At 56.7% G+C, this 21,450-nt stretch carries 18 protein-coding genes; 11 read left to right on the plus strand and 7 right to left on the minus strand.

Annotated features, from left to right (window positions below):
* The first annotated feature begins 201 nt into the window (after positions 1-201).
* Positions 202-1,701 (plus strand): inorganic phosphate transporter PitA, encoded by a 1,500-nt coding sequence (pitA, locus tag ACMGGQ_RS19730; protein WP_008503116.1) that lies wholly within the window; start codon positions 202-204, stop codon positions 1,699-1,701.
* 54 nt (positions 1,702-1,755) lie between these two features.
* Here the strand turns inward: pitA and uspB are convergent, their stop codons facing one another.
* Positions 1,756-2,091 (minus strand): universal stress protein UspB, encoded by a 336-nt coding sequence (gene uspB, locus ACMGGQ_RS19735; protein WP_003861224.1) that lies wholly within the window; start codon positions 2,089-2,091, stop codon positions 1,756-1,758.
* 283 nt (positions 2,092-2,374) lie between these two features.
* Between uspB and uspA the strand changes: the two genes are divergently transcribed.
* Positions 2,375-2,812 (plus strand): universal stress protein UspA, encoded by a 438-nt coding sequence (gene uspA / locus ACMGGQ_RS19740; protein ID WP_003861223.1) that lies wholly within the window; start codon positions 2,375-2,377, stop codon positions 2,810-2,812.
* 92 nt (positions 2,813-2,904) lie between these two features.
* Here the strand turns inward: uspA and rsmJ are convergent, their stop codons facing one another.
* Positions 2,905-3,657 carry a 16S rRNA (guanine(1516)-N(2))-methyltransferase RsmJ gene (gene rsmJ, locus ACMGGQ_RS19745; protein WP_045416997.1) on the minus strand — a complete coding sequence of 251 codons (753 nt, stop codon included), beginning with the start codon at positions 3,655-3,657 and terminating at the stop codon, positions 2,905-2,907.
* 7 nt (positions 3,658-3,664) lie between these two features.
* Positions 3,665-5,707 (minus strand): oligopeptidase A, encoded by a 2,043-nt coding sequence (gene prlC, locus ACMGGQ_RS19750; RefSeq protein WP_048027782.1) that lies wholly within the window; start codon positions 5,705-5,707, stop codon positions 3,665-3,667.
* A gap of 207 nt (positions 5,708-5,914) precedes the next feature.
* On the opposite strand from prlC, the gene ACMGGQ_RS19755 reads away from it, so the two are divergent.
* The 4 genes from ACMGGQ_RS19755 to ACMGGQ_RS19770 all read left to right on the plus strand — a co-directional run bounded on the left by ACMGGQ_RS19755 (position 5,915) and on the right by ACMGGQ_RS19770 (position 11,347).
* Positions 5,915-6,757, plus strand: coding sequence for a 23S rRNA (adenine(2030)-N(6))-methyltransferase RlmJ (locus tag ACMGGQ_RS19755; RefSeq protein WP_008503119.1), 843 nt, complete (start codon positions 5,915-5,917; stop codon positions 6,755-6,757).
* A 71-nt stretch (positions 6,758-6,828) separates the two neighbouring features.
* Positions 6,829-8,181 (plus strand): glutathione-disulfide reductase, encoded by a 1,353-nt coding sequence (gorA, locus tag ACMGGQ_RS19760; RefSeq protein ID WP_008503120.1) that lies wholly within the window; start codon positions 6,829-6,831, stop codon positions 8,179-8,181.
* Between the two features lie 135 nt (positions 8,182-8,316).
* Positions 8,317-9,498 (plus strand): glycoside hydrolase family 5 protein, encoded by a 1,182-nt coding sequence (locus tag ACMGGQ_RS19765; RefSeq protein ID WP_420290417.1) that lies wholly within the window; start codon positions 8,317-8,319, stop codon positions 9,496-9,498.
* 199 nt (positions 9,499-9,697) lie between these two features.
* On the plus strand, positions 9,698-11,347 hold the full coding sequence (locus ACMGGQ_RS19770; RefSeq protein ID WP_024908843.1) for an alpha,alpha-trehalase: 1,650 nt from the start codon (positions 9,698-9,700) through the stop codon (positions 11,345-11,347).
* A 59-nt stretch (positions 11,348-11,406) separates the two neighbouring features.
* On the opposite strand, the gene ACMGGQ_RS19775 is transcribed toward ACMGGQ_RS19770, so the two are convergent.
* Positions 11,407-12,996 (minus strand): STY4199 family HEPN domain-containing protein, encoded by a 1,590-nt coding sequence (locus ACMGGQ_RS19775; RefSeq protein ID WP_045909052.1) that lies wholly within the window; start codon positions 12,994-12,996, stop codon positions 11,407-11,409.
* 148 nt (positions 12,997-13,144) lie between these two features.
* Here ACMGGQ_RS19775 and ACMGGQ_RS19780 point away from each other — a divergent pair, with 148 nt between their 5' ends.
* Together ACMGGQ_RS19780 and ACMGGQ_RS19785 are read left to right on the plus strand one after the other, a co-directional pair.
* Positions 13,145-13,684 (plus strand): GNAT family N-acetyltransferase, encoded by a 540-nt coding sequence (locus ACMGGQ_RS19780; protein WP_420290418.1) that lies wholly within the window; start codon positions 13,145-13,147, stop codon positions 13,682-13,684.
* Between the two features lie 71 nt (positions 13,685-13,755).
* The gene (locus ACMGGQ_RS19785) at positions 13,756-14,094 is read left to right on the plus strand and encodes a lysozyme (protein ID WP_048027789.1); all 339 of its coding nucleotides are present in this window, start codon (positions 13,756-13,758) and stop codon (positions 14,092-14,094) included.
* On the opposite strand, the gene ACMGGQ_RS19790 is transcribed toward ACMGGQ_RS19785, so the two are convergent.
* Positions 14,073-14,675, minus strand: a complete 603-nt coding sequence (locus ACMGGQ_RS19790; protein WP_048027792.1) for a helix-turn-helix transcriptional regulator — start codon at positions 14,673-14,675, stop codon at positions 14,073-14,075. The genes ACMGGQ_RS19785 and ACMGGQ_RS19790 overlap by 22 nt on opposite strands.
* 154 nt (positions 14,676-14,829) lie before the next feature.
* The gene (locus tag ACMGGQ_RS19795) at positions 14,830-15,588 is read right to left on the minus strand and encodes an SDR family NAD(P)-dependent oxidoreductase (protein WP_420290583.1); all 759 of its coding nucleotides are present in this window, start codon (positions 15,586-15,588) and stop codon (positions 14,830-14,832) included.
* Between the two features lie 119 nt (positions 15,589-15,707).
* On the opposite strand from ACMGGQ_RS19795, the gene ACMGGQ_RS19800 reads away from it, so the two are divergent.
* From ACMGGQ_RS19800 to ACMGGQ_RS19810, 3 genes are all read left to right on the plus strand, one after another.
* Positions 15,708-16,607 carry a LysR family transcriptional regulator gene (locus ACMGGQ_RS19800; protein ID WP_045909057.1) on the plus strand — a complete coding sequence of 300 codons (900 nt, stop codon included), beginning with the start codon at positions 15,708-15,710 and terminating at the stop codon, positions 16,605-16,607.
* A gap of 50 nt (positions 16,608-16,657) precedes the next feature.
* The gene (gene yhjD / locus ACMGGQ_RS19805) at positions 16,658-17,683 is read left to right on the plus strand and encodes an inner membrane protein YhjD (protein WP_111967783.1); all 1,026 of its coding nucleotides are present in this window, start codon (positions 16,658-16,660) and stop codon (positions 17,681-17,683) included.
* Between the two features lie 260 nt (positions 17,684-17,943).
* Complete coding sequence (locus tag ACMGGQ_RS19810) at positions 17,944-19,266, plus strand: MFS transporter (protein WP_023617091.1); 1,323 nt, start codon at positions 17,944-17,946, stop codon at positions 19,264-19,266.
* A gap of 93 nt (positions 19,267-19,359) precedes the next feature.
* Here ACMGGQ_RS19810 and ACMGGQ_RS19815 read toward each other — a convergent pair whose 3' ends face one another.
* Positions 19,360-21,402, minus strand: coding sequence for an AsmA family protein (locus tag ACMGGQ_RS19815; protein ID WP_045909059.1), 2,043 nt, complete (start codon positions 21,400-21,402; stop codon positions 19,360-19,362).
* Positions 21,403-21,450 lie beyond the last annotated feature (48 nt).

Below are 21,450 nucleotides of genomic sequence, written 5' to 3' on the forward strand. Positions count from 1 at the left end.
GGATTGTAAAGTTTCCTCTGTGGTCACACCAGCGTAAAAAGATATTACAAAGCCATTCCATTGAAATTTAAAGAATATCCTTTCAGGCACTTTTCTCAATTCAGGTGGTATGTCAAAAAAAGTCTATATTTCACTTTGCCCGTTGCGCATTTGTCCTGGATAATGCGCCGCGTTCATGTCCTCAAAATGGCGTAACGTCCTATGCTACATTTGTTTGCCGGCCTGGATTTACATACCGGGCTTTTACTCTTGCTTGCTCTGGTTTTTGTACTGTTTTACGAAGCGATCAACGGCTTCCACGACACTGCAAACGCAGTAGCGACGGTTATTTACACTCGCGCAATGCGATCGCAGCTTGCGGTTGTTATGGCGGCGGTATTTAACTTTTTTGGTGTCCTCCTGGGCGGACTGAGCGTTGCGTATGCCATTGTGCATATGCTGCCAACAGATCTGCTGCTTAACGTAAGTTCTGGCCATGGCCTCGCTATGGTGTTCTCAATGCTGCTTGCTGCAATTATCTGGAACCTCGGTACCTGGTATTTCGGCCTGCCTGCATCCAGTTCTCACACCCTCATCGGCGCGATTATCGGTATCGGGTTAACCAACGCCCTCATGACCGGTACATCGGTTGTTGATGCGTTAAATATCCCGAAAGTACTGGGGATCTTTGCCTCTCTCATCGTCTCCCCTATCGTGGGTCTGGTGGTGGCAGGCGGGCTGATCTTCATCCTGCGTCGTTACTGGAGCAATACCAAAAAACGCTCCCGTATTCACCTGACGCCAGCAGAGCGTGAAAAGAAAGACGGCAAGAAAAAGCCGCCATTCTGGACGCGTATCGCCCTGATCATTTCCGCAATCGGTGTCGCTTTCTCACACGGCGCGAACGATGGTCAGAAAGGCATTGGTCTGGTGATGCTGGTACTGATCGGCGTTGCTCCGGCAGGCTTCGTGGTTAACATGAACGCCTCCGGCTACGAAATCACCCGGACCCGTGATGCGGTCAACAACGTTGAAACCTACTTCCAGCAGCACCCTGAGCTGCTGAAAAAAGCGACCGGCGTTGACCAGCTGATTCCGTCTCCGGAAGCCGGTGCTACCACCGCGCCTGGCGAATTCCACTGCCATCCGGCAAACGCGATTAACGCGCTGGAACGTGCCAAAGGCATGCTGGGCAATATCGAAAGTTATGACAAACTGACCGTTGAGCAGCGTGGTCAGCTGCGTCGCATTATGCTGTGCATCTCTGATGTAACGGATAAAGTGGCGAAGCTGCCTGACGTGAATGCTGACGACCAGCGTCTCCTGAAGAAACTGAAAGGCGATATGCTCAACACCATTGAGTACGCGCCAATCTGGATCATCATGGCGGTCGCACTGGCACTCGGTATCGGTACGATGATTGGCTGGCGCCGTGTGGCGACCACCATCGGCGAGAAGATCGGTAAGAAAGGCATGACCTATGCGCAGGGTATGTCCGCGCAGATGACGGCGGCAGTATCTATCGGTCTGGCGAGCTACACCGGTATGCCGGTATCCACCACCCACGTACTCTCCTCGTCCGTGGCAGGTACCATGATTGTTGACGGTGGCGGCCTGCAGCGCAAAACCGTGACCAACATTCTGATGGCCTGGGTGTTCACCCTTCCGGCATCAATCCTGCTGTCTGGCGGGCTGTACTGGATTTCGCTGAAGCTGATTTAATCGGTTGAAGGCGACAAAAAAGCGGGTCAGGAAACTGACCCGCTTTTTTTATGCTCAGTGCCAAATCATCAATGCAATCATGCTGACCACGACCAGGCCACACAGGGCGCTGGTTAAAATGAACTGACGACGCAGGCGCTCGCAGCGACGGATAAACTCTTCATCGTGATGATCGCGGTAGCGCTGGTAGTAGATATATCCCACCAGACGCATCTGTTTGCTGGGCTGTCCATGCGAGGTGAAGAACCCTCCACCGTCCACATACTGATAAAGCAACGGATCGCAACCACGAAGTACCACTAACAGCGCACGTAACGATGAGAAGTAGCGCGCCATATTCACTATGCAAACCACGCATAACGCCCAAAACAATGCGACGGTGCTAATCATACATCCTCCCCGGCGTCCGCCCACGAAGCAAGGCTTCTGAGCTACCGCACCCCAATGCCCTGACAGACAGTTCAGTGAAAGAATGACCAAAAGTCGATCCGGTTCGCGTTTTAATATCCGAACGGCTCATTTAATAGTGTAGGAGATCCGTTAATTTTTTTGCCACAAGGTTAATCGTTATCAACACCAAAGCTTGAAAAATATGTTTAACTGGGCCGTAATGAAAGCATCAGACGACGGCTTTCCCATTTAGTCATCGATAACTTAAGGAAGGAGTAACACTATGGCTTACAAACACATTCTCATCGCGGTAGACCTCTCCCCGGAGAGCAAAGTGCTGGTTGATAAAGCGGTATCCATGGCACGTCCCTACAACGCGAAAGTTTCGCTGATTCACGTTGATGTGAATTACTCCGACCTCTACACCGGTCTGATCGACGTCAATCTGGGCGATATGCAGAAGCGTATCTCCGAAGAGACGCACCACGCCCTGAGCGAACTGTCCACTAACGCAGGCTACCCGATTACCGAAACCCTGAGCGGCAGCGGCGACCTGGGCCAGGTACTGGTTGATGCGATCAAGAAATATGACATGGACCTGGTGGTGTGCGGTCACCATCAGGACTTCTGGAGCAAGCTGATGTCTTCCGCGCGCCAGCTGATTAATACCGTCCACGTGGATATGCTGATTGTTCCACTGCGTGACGAAGAAGACGAGTAAGTGCAAAAAAGCCCGGTGGCGCTAACGCTTACCGGGCCTACAAGCGGCACTAACTGTAGGCCGGGTAAGGCGAAGCCGCCACCCGGCTTTTTTTATTCCGGCGTGCCTGAGTAGATATCAAACCGGTGCCCTTTGGTGGTCACCGCATTGGTCGTGGCAACGTCCGCCAGCGGCGGCGCATAGTCAGGGCGCTTCACCACCACCCGCTTCGTCGCCAGCTGGCGAGCCGGCGCCAGCAGGCCATCCGCATCCAGATCAGGTCCCACCAGAGACTGAAACACCCGCATCTCTTTCTTCACCAGCGCGCTTTTCTGCTTGTGCGGAAACATCGGGTCGAGATAGACCACCTGCGGGCGCGGGGTGATATCGGTCAGCGCCGTCAGGCTCGAGGCATGGATAAGTTGCAAACGCTCCTGCAACCACGGGCCGATTTCCGGGTCCGCGTAGCCACGGCTCAGACCGTCGTCGAGCAGGGCCGCCACCACCGGGTTACGTTCCAGCATCCGCACCCGACAGCCGACAGACGCCAGCACAAACGCATCGCGCCCCAGCCCCGCCGTGGCATCCACCACGTCCGGCAGATAGCTTCCTTTAATCCCAACCGCTTTAGCCACCGCTTCGCCGCGACCGCCGCCGAACTTGCGCCGGTGCGCCATGGCCCCACCGACAAAATCGACGAAAATCCCGCCGAGCTTCGGTTCGTCGCGCTTGCGTAACTCCAGATGCGCTGTGGTCATCACCAGCGCCATCGGGTTTTCATCATCGTGCTCCAGCCCCCAGCGGGCGGCCAGAACAGATAAGGCGCCGTCTCCGGCGCCCGTTTCATCCACTAAGCAGATCTTCACGTAACAATCAGCCTTTGATCCCGTAATGCTCAAGCATCGCATCCAGCTGCGGCTCGCGTCCGCGGAAGCGTTTGAACAGCACCATTGGCTCTTCGGAACCGCCGCGGGTCAGGATATTGTCGAGGAACGACTGGCCGGTTTCGCGGTTGAAGATCCCCTCTTCTTCGAAACGAGAGAAGGCATCCGCAGCCAGCACGTCGGCCCACAGGTAGCTGTAGTAACCCGCCGCGTAACCGCCTGCAAAGATATGGCTGAACGCGTGCGGGAAGCGGCCCCAGGTTGGCCCGGGAATAACGGCAACCTGCTTTTTAATCTCGGCCAGGGTTTCAAGAATTTTCGCGCCCTGCTCCGGGCTGAACTCGGCGTGCAGGCGGAAATCGAACAGGCCGAACTCCAGCTGACGCAGGATAAACATCGCCGCCTGGTAGTTCTTCGCCGCCAGCATTTTATCCAGCAGTTCTTTCGGCAGCGGTTCGCCGGTCTCATAGTGACCGGAGATAAACGCCAGCGCGTCCGGCTCCCAGCACCAGTTTTCCATAAACTGGCTCGGCAGTTCGACCGCATCCCACGGCACACCGCTGATGCCTGCCACGCCTGCGGTTTCGATGCGGGTCAGCATATGGTGCAGACCGTGACCGAACTCGTGGAACAGGGTGATCACTTCGTCGTGGGTAAAGAGCGCAGGTTTGCCGTTTACCGGACGGTTGAAGTTACAGGTCAGGTAGGCGACCGGCTTCTGCAGAGAACCGTCTGCTTTACGCATCTGGCCCACGCAGTCGTCCATCCACGCCCCGCCGCGCTTGTTCTCACGCGCGTAGAGATCGAGGTAGAAGCTGCCGCGCAGTTCGTTTTTCTCGTCATACAGTTCGAAGAAGCGCACGTCCGGGTGCCAGACGTCGATATCGGTACGCTCTTTGGCGGTGATGCCATAGATGCGCTTCACCACTTCAAACAGGCCGTTAACGGCTTTGTTTTCCGGGAAATACGGGCGCAGCTGCTCGTCGCTGATGCTGTAGAGGTGCTGCTTCTGTTTTTCGCTGTAGTAAGCAATGTCCCACGGCTGCAGCTCGTCCACGCCGAACTCCGCTTTCGCGAAGGCGCGCAGCTGGGCCAGCTCTTTTTCACCCTGTGGACGGGCGCGTTTCGCCAGATCGGTCAGGAAGTCGAGCACCTGCTGCGGATTTTCCGCCATTTTGGTGGCGAGGGATTTATCGGCGTAGTTTTCGAAGCCCAGCAGTTGGGCCAGCTCGTGGCGCAGGGCGAGGATTTCCGCCATGACCGGGCTGTTGTCCCACTTACCGGCATTCGGCCCCTGATCGGAGGCGCGGGTGCTGTAGGCGCGGTACATCTCTTCGCGAAGCGCCTGGTTGTCGCAGTAGGTCATCACCGGCAGATAGCTCGGGATATCCAGGGTTAGCAGGAAGCCGTCCTGCTCTTTCGCCTCGGCCTGCGCTTTTGCCGCCGCCAGAGCGCTTTCCGGCATGCCGGAAAGCTCCGCTTCGTCGGTAATCAGCTTCGTCCAGCCCATGGTGGCGTCGAGCACGTTGTTGCTGTACTGGTTACCCAGCTCGGACAGGCGCGCGGCGATTTCACCGTAGCGGGTCTGCTTCTCTTTTGGCAGGCCAATCCCGGATAGCTCAAAATCACGCAGGGCGTTATCGACTGATTTTTTCTGCGCCGTGTTCAGTTCGGCATAATGGTCGCCGTCGCGCAGGTCGCGGTAGGCTTTGTAGAGCCCTTCGTGCTGGCCGACCCAGGTGCTGTACTCAGAGAGCAGCGGCAGGGTTTGCTCGTAGGCTTCGCGCAGCTCCGGGCTGTTTTTTACCGAGTTCAGGTGGCTCACCGGGGAGAAGATACGCCCCAGCACGTCGTCCACTTCGGCCAGCGGCTGACACAGATTTTCCCAGGTGTACGGCGCGCCCTGCGCTACCACGCTTTCTACCGCCGCGCGGCAGTTGTCCAGCGATTGCGTAACGGCTGGAACCACATGCTCGGGGAGGATTTTAGAAAACGGCGGCAACGAAAAAGGCGTCAGTAATGGATTGGTCATAAACGCTGTCCTGTTGAATAAGATGAATGAAGCGCGCATCCGGCGCTGTGCATATGCGATCTAGAATGGGGTTAAGTGTAGAGGATTTCAATGCCGGACGTTGTCGAAAAGAGCCCGGTGGCGCTGCGCTTACCGGGCCTACGGGTAATCTGCGCCGTTCTGCTGTAAACTGTGGCAAATCGTCAATTCAGCGGAATATCATTACCCATGCTCAGTTATCGCCACAGCTTCCACGCAGGCAACCACGCCGACGTCCTTAAACACACCGTTCAGAGCCTGATCATCGAATCGCTCAAAGAGAAAGAGAAGCCGTTTCTCTATCTGGACACCCACGCGGGCGCGGGCCGTTATCAGCTGAGCGGCGAGCATGCCGAGCGTACCGGTGAATATCTGGAAGGGATCGCCCGCATCTGGCAGCAGGACGACCTGCCTGCCGAGCTGGAGCCGTACATCGGCGTGGTGAATCACTTCAACCGCAACGGCCAGCTGCGCTACTACCCGGGATCCCCGCTGATTGCCCGCCAGCTGCTGCGCGAGCAGGACAGCATCCAGCTGACCGAGCTGCACCCGAGCGACTTCCCGCTGCTGCGCTCTGAATTCCAGAAAGACAGCCGCGCCCGCGTGGAAAAAGCCGACGGCTACCAGCAGCTGAAAGCCAAGCTGCCGCCGGTCTCCCGTCGCGGCCTGGTGCTGATCGACCCGCCGTACGAAATCAAAACCGACTATCAGGCGGTGGTGACCGGTATCCACGAAGGCTACAAACGCTTCGCCACCGGGACATACGCCCTGTGGTATCCGGTGGTGCTGCGTGCGCAAATTAAGCGCATGATCAAAGACCTGGAAGCCACCGGCATCCGCAAAATTCTGCAGATCGAGCTGGCGGTACGTCCGGACAGCGACCAGCGCGGCATGACCGCCTCGGGCATGATCGTCATTAACCCGCCGTGGAAGCTCGAAGCGCAGATGAACAACGTGCTGCCGTGGCTGCATAAAACGCTGGTGCCAGCCGGTACGGGCCATACCTCCGTCAGTTGGATCGTGCCGGAGTAATCGCAGCCATCGGTGGAAACTATTGATTTCAGGTATACAATCGCGGCAATTCACGATTAAGGACAAAAGCTATGACTAAGCATTATGACTACATCGCCATCGGCGGCGGCAGCGGCGGCATCGCCTCCATCAACCGCGCGGCCATGTACGGCCAGAAGTGCGCGCTGATTGAAGCCAAAGCGCTGGGCGGCACCTGTGTGAACGTGGGTTGTGTACCGAAGAAGGTGATGTGGCATGCGGCGCAAATCCGTGAAGCTATCCACATGTATGGCCCGGACTACGGCTTTGACACCACCATCAATCACTTCGACTGGGACAAGCTGATCGCCAGCCGTACCGCCTACATCGACCGTATTCATACCTCGTACGACAACGTGCTGGGCAAAAATAACGTCGACGTTATCCACGGTTTCGCTCGCTTTGTTGATGCGAAAACGATCGAAGTAAACGGTGAGACGATCACCGCCGATCACATCCTGATCGCTACCGGTGGTCGCCCAAGCCACCCGAACATCCCGGGCGTGGAATACGGCATCGACTCCGACGGTTTCTTCGAACTGCCTGCCCTGCCAAAACGCGTTGCCGTGGTGGGCGCGGGTTACATCGCGGTGGAGCTGGCTGGCGTGATTAACGGTCTGGGTGCCGAAGCGCACCTGTTCGTGCGTAAACACGCGCCGCTGCGCAGCTTTGACCCGCTGATTGTTGATACGCTGGTTGAAGTGATGAACACCGAAGGTCCAACCCTGCATACCAACGCCGTGCCAAAAGCGGTCGTAAAAAATGCAGACGGCAGCCTGACGCTGGAGCTGGAAGATGGTCGCAGCCAGACCGTCGATTGCCTGATCTGGGCGATTGGCCGTGAACCGGCGAACGATAACTTCAACCTGGGCGTGACGGGCGTGAAAACCGACGAAAAAGGCTATATCGTCGTCGATAAATTCCAGAACACCAGCGTACCGGGCATTTACGCGGTCGGCGACAATACCGGTGCGGTTGAGCTGACCCCGGTGGCCGTTGCGGCGGGTCGTCGTCTTTCCGAGCGCCTGTTTAACAACAAGCCGGACGAGCATCTGGACTACAGCAACATCCCGACCGTGGTCTTCAGCCACCCGCCAATCGGCACCGTCGGCTTAACCGAGCCGCAGGCGCGCGAGCAGTATGGCGACGACCAGGTGAAAGTGTATAAATCAGCCTTCACCGCGATGTATACCGCCGTCACCTCGCATCGTCAGCCTTGCCGCATGAAGCTGGTCTGCGTCGGTCCGGACGAGAAGATTGTCGGTATCCACGGCATCGGCTTCGGCATGGACGAGATCCTGCAGGGCTTCGCCGTGGCGCTGAAGATGGGTGCAACGAAGAAAGATTTCGATAACACCGTGGCAATCCACCCAACGGCGGCGGAAGAGTTTGTGACCATGCGTTAAGGGCTTTTCGCAGGAAAGCACGTCATCAAAACTGGCCTTTGCGGGCCAGTTTTTTTATATGGCTCGATAATTTAAAGACAAAGCCTCATCATCCCGGCGAATATAAAATCATCATCACGCTAAAAAGGAATTGAGATGAAAGCGCTTATCGGGTTGACCCTGCTTCTTTTTTGCTTTGCTGCCTCCTCATCTGACCAAGTCACCTTCTGGGATACCCCTCAGCACGGTGGAAACAGCTTTAACCGCCTGCCGCCCACACAGGAATACTATGATGCGCTGCGTGGCTATGGCGCGACGTGGGTTCGCCTCTCTTATGATAAATGGAAACCTGCCGGGAGAGATTTTCTTCTCGGCAACGCCGACGGTTACCGTGGGCTCGAGGCCGCAGACCTCGCGACGCTCAAAGCCTCCATCAGGAAAGCCCACGCGGCCGGGCTACAGGTTGTTATTGCCCCACTCTCTTTACCCGGCATGCGCTGGGCGCAAAATAACAATAACCAGTTTGATGACCGCATCTGGCAGGACAAAAAATACTGGCAGGAAGCCGCTCAGTTCTGGCGTGATTTGGCCCAGGCCCTGAAGGACGAACCGGGCATTGCGGCCTGGAACCTGGTCAATGAACCCGCGCCTGAAAAAAGAGGCAACATTAGCGAGCAGGCGTCGCCAGAGGCGTTAAAAACCTGGTATCAGCAGCAGCAAAGCACGGCGCGTAACCTTCCCGCTCTCTACAATCAGATTATTGCCGCCATCCGCGAGGTCGATGCCACCACACCGATAATGGTCGATGGAGGCTGGTACGCCTCCGCGCGTGGTTTTTCTGGCTGGCCGTCCGCGCTTGAGGATAAGCGGGTGCTCTACAGCTTCCACATGTACGAGCCCTATGATTTCACCAGCGCGCCAAATGCACGCCGCAAAGTGCCGTTCGACTATCCAGGCATGGTCACGTTCGGGGGTAAAAAGGTGAAATGGGACGCTACGGCCATAGAGAGATGGATGAACGCGCCCTTTGACTGGGCGAAACAGCACGGTATTCCGGCCAACCGGGTTGTCGCGGGAGAGTTTGGCTGCGTTCGCACGCTGCAGGGCTGCAGGCAGTGGCTTAATGATGTCCTGACCGTCCTCGACAAACATCATGCACACTGGGCATTTTATGCCTTTCGTGAAGATGCCTGGGACGCCATGGACTATGAGCTGGGGAAAAAACCGGTGCCGTGGGCCTACTGGAAAGCCATTGAGGATAACGCACCTGATACGCTCAAGCGCCATTCCACCGAGGAATTTGAACCGATTGCTACGCGGCTAAAACAAGGCCTTTGATCCGGCAGGCTCGCCTCTTGTTCTGTAGCCTCTCCTGGAGAGGCTACTGTTAACATACATAAATCGTTGCAAAACGAATGCTCCGAAAATAGTGATCTACCGCACATATTCCTCCCCCTCTACCGAAGCGAATGTCTACGCTTATAAGACGCCCGGATAAACCTGTCTTTTGAACACACAACCGGAGGTCCCTATCACCATGTTCAACCAGAAACTACAGGCTACCGAGAACATCGAATTCGAGATTGCAGAAGAGCTGCGCTACGAGACCGATCCCTGCGAGTTGAAACTGGATGAAATGATTGAGGCGGAGCCGGAACCCGAAATGATCGAGGGGCTACCCGCCTCCGATGCGTTGACGCCCGCAGACCGCTATCTTGAACTGTTCGAGCATGTGCAGTCGACGCGGCTGTTTGCGGACAGCAAAACCTTCCCCGACTGCGCGCCGAAAATGGATCCGTTGGATATCCTGATCCGCTACCGCAAGGTCAGACGCCACCGGGACTTCGACCTGCGCCAGTTTGTGGAGAACCACTTCTGGATGCCGGAAACGTTCGGCACCGAGTATGTCTCCGACCCGGGCCTCTCCCTGAAGGAGCACATTGATAACCTGTGGCCGGTGCTGACGCGCGAGCCGCAGGATCATATTCCCTGGTCTTCCCTGCTGGCGCTGCCGCAGGCCTATATCGTTCCCGGCGGACGATTCAGCGAGACCTACTACTGGGATTCCTATTTCTCCATGCTGGGGCTGGCGGAGAGCGGTCGTAACGACCTGCTGAAGTGCATGGCGGACAACTTCGCCTGGCTGATTGAACGCTACGGGCATATCCCCAACGGCAACCGTACCTATTATCTCAGCCGCTCCCAGCCGCCGGTCTTTGCGCTGATGGTAGAGCTGTTTGAGGAGGACGGCGTGCGCGGTGCAAAACGCTATCTGGATCACCTCAAAATGGAGTACGCCTTCTGGATGGACGGCGCGGAGTCGCTGCTGCTTAACCAGGCCTACCGCAGCGCCGTGCGCATGCCGGACGGTTCATTGCTCAACCGCTACTGGGATGACCGTGATACCCCGCGCGACGAATCGTGGATTGAGGACGTGGAAACCGCGCGCCACTCGGGGCGACCGCCAAACGAGGTCTATCGCGACCTGCGGGCAGGGGCTGCGTCCGGCTGGGACTATTCGTCCCGCTGGCTGCGCGATCCGTCGCGGCTCGCCAGCATCCGCACGACGCAGTTTATCCCCATCGACCTGAACGCCTTCCTGTTCAAGCTGGAAAGCGCCATTGCCAACATCTCGGCGTCGAAAGGGGACAAAGAGACGGCCGACCTGTTCCGCCAGAAAGCCAGCGATCGTCGCGAGGCGGTGAACCGCTATCTGTGGGACGAGGAGAGCGGCTGTTACCGCGACTACGACTGGCGACGTGAAGAGCTGGCACTGTTTTCTGCCGCCAGCATCGTGCCGCTGTATGTCGGCATGGCGACCCATGAGCAGGCTGAGCGCCTGTCGGATGCGGTCAAGGCGCGACTGCTCACGCCGGGCGGGATTCTGGCGACCGAGTATGAAACCGGCGAGCAGTGGGATAAACCCAACGGCTGGGCGCCGCTGCAGTGGATGGCGATTCAGGGGTTCAAGCAGTATGGCAACGACTCGCTGGGGGATGAGATCGCCTGGAGCTGGCTGCATACGGTGAACCATTTTTATCAGACGCACCATAAGCTAATCGAGAAGTACCACATCGCCAGCAGCACGCCGCGCGAAGGTGGCGGGGGTGAGTATCCGCTGCAGGACGGTTTTGGCTGGACAAACGGCGTGGTGCGGCGGCTGATTGGGTTGTATGGGGAGCCTTAAGTGGGGTGCGGTCTGATGCCCTCACCCCGGCCCTCTCCCACAGGGAGAGGGAGGAGAGATCAGCGAATCACCTCATAAATGGCGCTCTGAATAGACTGCCATTTTTTGGTGGTGGCATCCGGCTGTGACTTCGCACGGCGTGTGGCCATGTCGAGATCGTGCTGCTGGCGTTTCACCACCGCAGGCACGGTGCAGAAAGCTTTGAGGTACTCTTTACGTACCGAGGTCAGAGACTCGCCGTTCGACATTGCGTGGCTGAGCGTGTTGATGAAGCGCCGACACGGCTTCTCCTCCACCATGTTTTGCCGGTAGCGTAACATCAGCTCCAGCACGTCGTCATAGCCTGCCGACATCGCCTCTTCGGTCCAGGACAGCTTCCAGTCCATACCGCCCTGCAAAAAGAGCTGGGTCACGCGGGTATCGTTGCGATTAATAGCCGAGCGGAAATTATTCTCGTCCCAGGTCACTCCCATGCGCGTGAGCGTTTCGCGCGAGGAAGGCGTTTCACGCATTTCCTGTGGTGGTGCCGCTTCAGCCGCGCTGACGGCCGCAGGCTGCGGTTTACTGCTGGTCACCAGCCAGAATCCCCCGGCCACGATGGCAATCACCATAACGCCAACTGCCCCCCATAACGCACCGGAAATGAGCTGCTCGCGTTGTTCGGGGGTGCGCGGCGCGCGCTGGGTCGGCTTTTCAATGGTGTCGCGGACTTCAAACAGATCCCCGCCGGTGACCCGATCCATTTTCTGCGCCTTTTCCCAGAAGGTATGCAGTTCGCTGGCATCTACCGCCATGAATCCCGCCGGATTGACGCGCGTTCTCCCCTCTTCAAACGCGCGTTGAACGGGCCGGGCGATCTGCGCGTAGTAGTTATCCAGCAGCTGAATTTGCGCCGAGCTCAACGTTTTCTGAACGGTGATGTTGTTGCGAATTTGCCGAATGTCATCGAGGAAGGTTTGCAGCGTTTTACGCGGTTCAACCAGCAGCGTCAGCATGGACGGATCGCTGAACAGCGAAGCGTAATAGCGGCTGAACTCCTTTTTATCCACCAGCATCTGAGCCAGCTCGCTGAACATCATGCCGCTCAGCACATCGTTGATCTCGCCCAGCTTCAGCCAGCGCCGTACGCGATCGGCGTTAAACAAAGTCTTGAGATGGTTGTTCAGCTTGACCTGATCGGGCCAGGCCTGCTGGATGAGCCCTTTTATCATCAGCTCTATCGCCCGCACCTGCTTGTGCGCCTGCTGCTGCTGGAGTTCGCTGCCCGGAGACAGCTCTGTGCTGTAGGTCAACAGCGGCTGCTGCAGGCGAAGGTGCTCCAGCGCGGTGACAAAGCGCATCGCCGCAATCAGCTGGTTTTCACTGACATCCTGTCCGCTTTCATACTGCGGCACGCGCTGCTGCAGCAGGCGCAGCTGGAGCGTAAATTCCGACATCTCGGCATCATTCAGGTTGAGTTTTTTCGCCACGGCTCCCCAGCCGCCCAGGGCTAATCGCGCGCTGTCCAGTTGTTCCAGAAACCAGCGTGGATCTTTGCCCTCAGATGCATGTACATTCAGAAGAAGCAAAATTTCCACCGACGCATGGCGAATGACCGCCAGACAGTGTTCGAACTGTTCGCGAATATGATGTGATGTGCTGAGAGTCATTGTTTTCCTTAAGCGACAACGAAGACATCCGGAATGGGCACGAGACGGCCTTTTTTCTTTTTATTTATACGCGGTTAACCATACCTGACTTTCTGTTGAAATAAAGTGACAACCCTAAAATCATTTAAAAAGTGTCAGGAGAATCTGAATGCCCGTTTTAATTACCCCTCGCCTGAACTGCTCACCTTTGCAGGAAGAAGACTGGCCCTTTTTTCTGGCGTTACAGCAACATCCCGACGTCATGCGCTTTGTGGCGGAAGACCGCCCCGTCGCAGTTATTCGCGAGGCGTTCGATGCCCGTCTGACGCCCTGGACGCCAGGCAGCGCGCACTGGCTGTGCCTCGTCGTGCGTGACGCCGCCTCCCGGGCCCCGCTGGGCGTCACCGGGTATATTCATCGGGAGGCGGATTGCGCCGAAGTGGGTTTCCTTTTCGCCCCCGAGGCGCAGGGAAAAGGCTACGGCTTCGAATCCCTGCAAGCGCTTTGCCGCTATGCCTTTGAAGAAGGCGATATACGCCGACTTACCGCCACCGTCACGGCGGGCAATATCGCCTCACGACGCCTGCTGGAAAAAGTCCGCTTTCGCCTGGAGGGCGAATTACGCGAGAGCTATTTCCTTGCGGGGCATTGGTATAATGACTGGTTATTTGGTTTATTGCGGCATGAATATCTGAATAACAAGGCGTGATCAACAGCCATTTGGCGGATATTTCTCGTAAGCCGTTTCCTCTACAGTGTCGCCATTAAGAGGAAACGAATATGAAAGAGCATGGGCTGAAAATATCATCTGCCGCCATCGCGTTAATAAAAAAACATCAGGGTCTTTCTCTGGAAAAATATCGTGACGAAAACGGATTATGGGTTATCGGCTATGGCCACGTTATCCGTGACCAGGAACATTTTCACGGTCCTGTCACACCGCTGGAGGCAGACCATTTGCTGCATGAAGATATACGGCTGTGTGAGACGCTGCTGCGGGAAAATCTGACACGTCCATTAACCCAACAGCAGCATGATGCGCTGGTCATGATGATATTCAGTTTCGGAGAGATAACGTCGCTCCCCGACGCGCTTATTCAGGCCGTCGCCCGGGTATAGTACATGGCTGCCTGCGTTCTGTTTTTCACGTCCAGCCGCCGGAAAAGTGCCTCAAGGTGCGCTTTTACCGTGGCCGCACTGATGTTGAGATTGCGGCCAATCTCTTTATTTGACTCCCCCGCCGCCAGCAGTTTCAACACTTCGCGCTGGCGCTCGCTTAAGGATAATAACGCCTGAGGCGACGTCGGCTCTCGGACCCACTCTCCGGGAAAGCAGACCATCCCTCGGGCTACCGAATCCAGCACGGCGGAAAACCGTTCGGGACTGGCATTGCGGGGAATAATGGCCATGACGTTTCGCTGTCGCAGTTGCTCCACCCATCTGGCCTCTTTTTTCGCCAAAACCAGAATCACGCGTATCGCCGGAAAGCGATGCACGATCGCTTCCAGCAAAGCGCTCCCTTCGTCCTGAATTAAATTCCCATCAATCATGACGATAGCTGACGGCGAAGCAGAAGCCTGAGCCCATAAATCTTGTGCCTGACAGGTCCCTGTTATAGTTATTTCCGGGATTAGCGCCTGAAGACTGTGTATCGCTCCGTGAATAAAGAGTGACTGCCTGTCAAACATGATTACTCGCATCGTTTTTTCCCCTCTGAGAATAGCGAAGGGGGATTCTACAGAGGCGCTATTTAAGAAAAAACTCAACGAATGGAGCCGTTACAAATCCCCCGTGTTCTTTATATCTGTCAGTATCTGGACACATTCGCCTTAAGGATTTCCTTAAGCGCAGATATCACAGGAACATGCCGCCTGAGACTTCAATACGTTGCGCAGTCATCCAGCCCAGTTTGTCGCTGAGCAGTGCCGCAATGGCATCGCCAATATCGTCCGGCAGCCCCACCCGTCCCAGCGCCGTCTGGGATGCCAGCATCTGGTTCAGCTCTGCGTTGTCGCGCACGCGTCCGCCGCCAAAGTCGGTTTCGATCGCGCCAGGCGCAATGATATTGACGGAAATACCGCGCGCCCCCAGCTCTTTCGCCTGATAACGCGTCAGCACTTCCATCGCCCCCTTCATCGCCGCGTAGGTTCCCGAGCCCGGCTGGGTAAAACGGGCCAGTCCGCTGGAGACGTTAAGGATCCGTCCGCCGTCGTTAAGCAACGGCAGCAGGCGCTGGGTGAGGAAGAAAGGTCCTTTGAAATGAATGTTCAGCGCCTCATCAAACTGGGCTTCCGTCGTGTCGGTGTAGGGCGCATATAAACCCGTTCCGGCATTGTTCAATAAATAGTCAAAGGTTTCACGCTGCCAGACGGTTCGGAGGGTTTCCTGAAGCTGTTGGGCAAAATGATCAAAACTTGTGACTTCTCCGACGTTAAGCTGTATTGCCGCCGCGTTAACCCCTTTTTGCTGAATTTCATTCACAACCGCCAGCGCTTCCTGCTGGCTACGGTTGTAGGTCAGCACAATTCCCGTGCCGTCTGCCGCCAGCTTTAAGGCCGCGTTTTTACCCAAACCACGGCTACCACCCGTCACTAATGCGATACGTTCAGTCATCATAAACCTCGTTTTGGCTGTTATGGAGATTGAGTAAGAGCTTATTAGGTGATAGAAGATCAATAAAGGTGGGTTAAAACGCTTCACTGTTTCATCGGAAACAACAATGAGCTTCATCTATGGATAAAATTCACGCAATGCAGCTGTTTGTCCGCGTCGCGGAACTGGAGAGTTTTTCCCGCGCGGCAGAAACTTTAACGTTGCCAAAAGGCAGCGTGTCACGGCAAATTCAGGCCCTGGAAAACCGGCTTGGCACCCAGCTATTGCACCGCACCACGCGTCGCGTCAGCCTGACGCAGGACGGCATGGTCTATTACGAACGGGCAAAAGATCTGCTGGCAAACCTTGATGAACTCGACGGGATGTTTCAGCACGATCCCTCCAGCATCAGCGGACGGCTTCGCGTGGATATGCCCGTCGCCGTTGCTCGAAATTTAGTCATCCCCAAACTCCCTGCGTTTCTGCAGCATTATCCGGGCATTGAGCTGGAACTCAGCAGCAGCGATCGTCTGGTGGATGTGATCCGCGAAGGGTTTGATTGCGTGGTACGCGTCGGCACGCTGAAAGATTCAGGGCTTATCGCCCGACCGTTGGGCAAGCTGTCGGTGATTAACTGCGCCAGTCCGGACTATCTGGCGCGGTTTGGCTACCCGGACACGCTGGACGATTTAGGCTCGCACGCCGTCATTCACTACACCGCTATGCTGGGAACTCGCCCGCAGGGCTTTGAGTTTTATAACGGCAGTGCGACGCAGTGGATAAAAACGGGCGGGGTATTGACCGTTAACAGCACCGAAACCTACCAGGCGGCCTGCCTCGCCGGGCTGGGCATCATTCAGGTTCCACGGGTTGGGGTACGAGATTTGCTGCGCGCGAAGAAGCTGGTTGAGATCCTCCCGCAATACCGGGCCGAACCGATGCCTGTTTCCCTGATTTATCCCCACCGGCGCAACCTCTCCCGCCGGGTACATCTGTTCATGGAGTGGCTGACCGAACTCACAAAAGCTTACGTGGACTAGTCGCAAGCTATAATTCAATAACATCCAGCCAAACGAAAAGGAAAAGTCGCGTGACGCCGGAAAACAACCCGCAACGACCCACCCAACATTTAGAGTATGAGCCCGTCAAAAAGATGGAAACCGGGCCTGAAGAGGCCAGGTCCCCTGGTACCGCCAGCAAAGCGCTGGGGACCGTCACCGGCATTGTCGCCAGAATTCAGCAGTTTCCCATGATTGCGCATCTGATACGCGCGACCGAACGCTTTAATGACCGCATGGGAAACCAGTTTGGTGCCGCCATCACCTATTTTTCCTTCCTGTCGATGATCCCGATCCTGATGGTGTCGTTTGCGGCGGCCGGTTTTGTGCTCGCCTCACACCCGACGCTGCTGCAGGATATCTTTAATAAGATCCTGAATAACGTCAGTGACCCAACCCTTGCCAGCACGCTCAAAAGCACCATCAATACCGCCGTGCAGCAGCGTACCACCGTCGGTATCGTCGGCTTACTGATTGCCCTTTACTCCGGCGTTAACTGGATGGGCAACCTGCGCGAGGCCATTCGCGCCCAGTCGCGCGACGTCTGGGAGCGTAAGCCGCAGGACCAGGAGAAAATCTGGGTTAAGTATCTCCGTGATTTTGTTTCGCTGATTGGCCTGCTCGTCGCGCTCATCGTGACGCTTTCCATTACCTCCGTGGCGGGCTCCGCGCAGCAGATGATCATCTCCGCGCTCTATCTTGATTACATCGAATGGCTGAAGCCCGCCTGGCGCAGCATTGGGCTGGCGATTTCTATCTTTGCCAACTACCTGCTGTTCTTCTGGATCTTCTGGCGCTTGCCCCGTCATCGTCCGCGCAAGAAGGCGCTGATCCGCGGCACGTTGATTGCAGCGATCGGCTTTGAGGTGATCAAAATCGTGATGACGTACACCCTGCCGTCACTGGTGAAATCCCCTTCCGGCGCGGCGTTCGGCTCGGTACTGGGGTTAATGGCGTTCTTCTATTTCTTCGCACGTTTAACCCTGTTCTGCGCAGCATGGATTGCCACTGCCGAGTACAAAGACGACCCGAGAATGCCGGGTAAAACACACCGGTAACGCCACTCCCGGGCTGAAATTTCAGCCCGATTCATCATTTCAGCATATAAATCCAGTCCTTAACTTTTATTTAACCGAAAACCAGTTTTATTGACTGATATTTAAAATCTGTGAAGCATTTCATAGACGTGTTTTGGCTGGCCTGAAAATTATCCGCTTTTTGTTGCTTTTATCACCAGGTCGCGGCTTTGTTACAGATTGAAATGTCGCTTTTGCTGTGCGTAATATGGCCTTTCGTTCGACAAAAATAAGAAAATATTATGCAAGCAACCGCCACCACACTCGACTCAGAAACGGAAAACGTTCCGGTAAATTCGCGCAATAAAGTTGTCGTCGCCTCGCTGATTGGCACCGCCATCGAGTTCTTCGACTTTTATATTTACGCCACCGCGGCGGTCATCGTCTTCCCGCACATTTTCTTCCCGCAGGGCGATCCGACGGCGGCCACGCTGCAGTCCCTGGCGACCTTTGCTATCGCGTTTGTTGCGCGTCCGATTGGCTCCGCGCTGTTTGGACACTTTGGCGATCGCATTGGGCGTAAAGTGACGCTGGTGGCCTCGCTGCTGACGATGGGGATCTCCACCGTGGCCATCGGCCTGCTGCCGACGTATGAGACCATCGGCATTCTGGCGCCGGTCCTGCTGGCGCTGGCGCGTTTTGGTCAGGGTCTGGGCCTGGGTGGTGAATGGGGTGGCGCGGCGCTGCTGGCCACCGAGAACGCCCCGGCGCGCAAGCGCGCGCTGTACGGTTCTTTCCCGCAGCTTGGCGCACCGATTGGCTTCTTCTTTGCCAACGGGACGTTCCTGCTGCTCTCCTGGCTGCTGACGGATGAACAGTTCATGAGCTGGGGCTGGCGTATCCCGTTTGTCTTCTCAGCCGTGCTGGTGCTGATTGGCCTGTACGTGCGTGTTTCTCTGCATGAGACCCCGGTTTTCGCGAAAGTGGCCGCGGCGAACAAGCAGGTGAAAGTGCCGCTGGGCACGCTGCTGACCAAACACGTGCGCGTGACCGTGCTGGGCACGTTTATCATGCTCGCCACCTACACGCTGTTCTACATCATGACCGTTTACTCCATGACCTTCAGTACCGCCGCCGCGCCGGTTGGGCTTGGTCTGCCGCGTAACGAAGTGTTGTGGATGCTGATGATGGCGGTGATCGGGTTTGGCGTGATGGTTCCGATTGCGGGGCTGCTGGCGGATAAGTTTGGTCGTCGCGCGAGCATGATTACCATCACCACGCTGATCATTCTTTTTGCTCTGTTCGTCTTCCCGCCGCTGCTGGGTTCAGGCAGCCCGGCGCTGGTGATGGCCTATCTGCTGATTGGCCTGAGCCTGATGGGGCTGACCTTCGGCCCGATGGGTGCGCTGCTGCCAGAGCTGTTCCCGACTGAAGTGCGTTATACCGGCGCGTCGTTCTCGTATAACGTCTCGTCTATTCTGGGCGCCTCCGTTGCGCCGTATATCGCCACCTGGCTGCAGGCAAACTATGGTCTGTTCTATGTGGGCGTCTATCTGGCGGCCATGGCGGCGCTGACGCTGATTGCGCTGCTGCTGACGCACGAGACGAAGCACCAGGCTCTGTAAGCTAATGCCGGGTGGCGGCTACGCCTTACCCGGCCTACGATTCAAATGTAGGCCGGGTAAGCGCAGCGCCACCCGGCAAAAACAGGCCGCACCTTACTTCTTCATCTGTGACAAAATGGTCCGGCACTGATTCGCCTCGCCCTCTGACGGCGATATCAACGCCAGCAGCGCTGCGGCTGGGGTAACCAGCGTCGCAAGCGCCGCAGCCACCGCGCCACGCGCAATCAGCGGTCCGGGCTTCACGCCCGCCTGCGGATTTTTGAAGGTCCCTCGCACGTACAGCGGCGAGCGCAGCGTGATAATACGGATCCCCTTACTCTCCGGGTCAATCGTCAGATCAAGCTGCTCGGAGGCCATGCTGGCGGTTCCGGTCACGTTAATCACCGCGTTTTCCGTGTCGAAGGCAAAAATCTGCGGACGCGCCACGCCGTTCACCAGATCCAGATTGGCCGCCGCACAGTTCACCCGTACCTCATCATCGCCGAAGATTTGCCCGATGATGTAGTTCCCGACGTTCAGCCCCAGGATCTCCATCAGGTTGCGGCTCACCAGCCCGTCGTTCATCAGCAGCTTCAGGTTGCCATTACCGCTGCCCAGCAGCGCCGCCACGGAGTTACCCACGCCGCGAATGTCGGCATCGCCGTTCATCTCGCCGAGGGTTTTCTGCATCAGCTCGACGTTCGGCATCAGCGCTTTCAGCTTAAGCCTGCGCGCCTGAATCTCCGCCCGGCCCTGCATCGGCTTTTTATCGCCTTCAAGGTGAATGTTTGAGGAAATCGTCCCGCCTGCCATGCCAAACTTCAGCGGCTGCAGGCGCAGGTCGGCGTTTTTGAGGATGATATGCGTCGAGAGATCGCTCAACGGCAACGTGCTGCCATGCTCAATTTTACGCCCTTTGAAGCGGACGTCCGCATCCATCACGTTCCACTTATCGGTTTCAAAGCGATCGTAAGGCAGCACTTTTCCCGCAGGCTGAATGTCCTTTTTCACCTCTTTTGATTTTGTGCCTTTACCGGAATCCACGCCGATCAGCGGGCCGAGATCGGCCAGACGCAGCTGTCGGGACTCAACGTCCCCTTCCAGCTTCGGCCTCGGTTTTCCGGTGGTGTAGGTCAGCGAGCCGTGGATATCGCTGTCGCCGATGCGGCCGTTAAAATCACGGTAGTCAAAAACAGACGCTTTTTCGGTATCGATTTTGGCGACCAGATGCCCGTCTGTTTCGAACGGCGGCGTATCCGGCAGCAGCACGCCGGTCAGCTCATACAGCTCTCCCAGCGAATCACCGGCAAATTTAAGCTGAAGATCGACGCCGCCCATGTTCATCGGGTCGTTGACCGTCCCCACAAACGCCACGCGGGTGTTACCGGAGCGGAAGTCCGCCTGCACCGGGAACGGCGTGCCTTCGCTCCGGAGCGCCAGCATGCCGCCTATTTTCCCTTTACCGCTGAGCGGCTGATCGTTGTAGCGTCCTTTTGCCGTCAGGCCGAAGACATAGTCGCCCACGCTTGCCGTGTCACCTTTGGCTTTCGTCCCCGTGACCTCGCTAAACGGCAGCGGCTTGCCCAGCGGATCGACCAGGATCTCCACGTCGGCCTTGCTGACTTTGTCGTCGATGGCGATCCGCCCGCGATCGAAGAGAATATTGTCGAGACGGAATGACCAGGAAGAAGGCTGGGCGTTCGGATCCTTTTCGCCGTCGCTGGCAAGGTTAAAGGTCCAGTTGTTATTTTTTTCTGAGAGGCGGATCAGGCGCGCGTCGGGCTGTTGAAGTTTGATCCACGGCAAATAAACAGTTTTGGTGAACAGCGCGAGCGGGGCCAGCGTGGCCTCAACGCGCGGCAGGTGGATCATGGTGACCGCCGGGATATCCGGCGGGTTGCCGAGAATGATGTCGTCGGCGTGGACGTGTGGCCACGGGATCCAGCTTCGCCAGCCGGGCTCCTCTTTCTGACGCTCCCACACGACCCCTAAATCACCGCGTATGGCGAAGGGGCGGTTCAGTTCGGTTGAGACTTTCTGGTTGATGGTCGGCTTAAGACGGTTCCAGTCAAACGTCGCGATAATGATGGCGACGACCACGATCAACAACAAGAAAATCCCTGCTGTCCAGGAGATTACCCTGGTTGTTCTTGTCATTTTTATCCCCTTTCCTGATGACCTGTCCTGTAAAACTATAGTCCAGAC

The sequence above is a fragment of the Enterobacter sp. BNK-13 genome, from assembly GCF_048685015.1.
Taxonomy (GTDB): domain Bacteria; phylum Pseudomonadota; class Gammaproteobacteria; order Enterobacterales; family Enterobacteriaceae; genus Enterobacter; species Enterobacter quasiroggenkampii.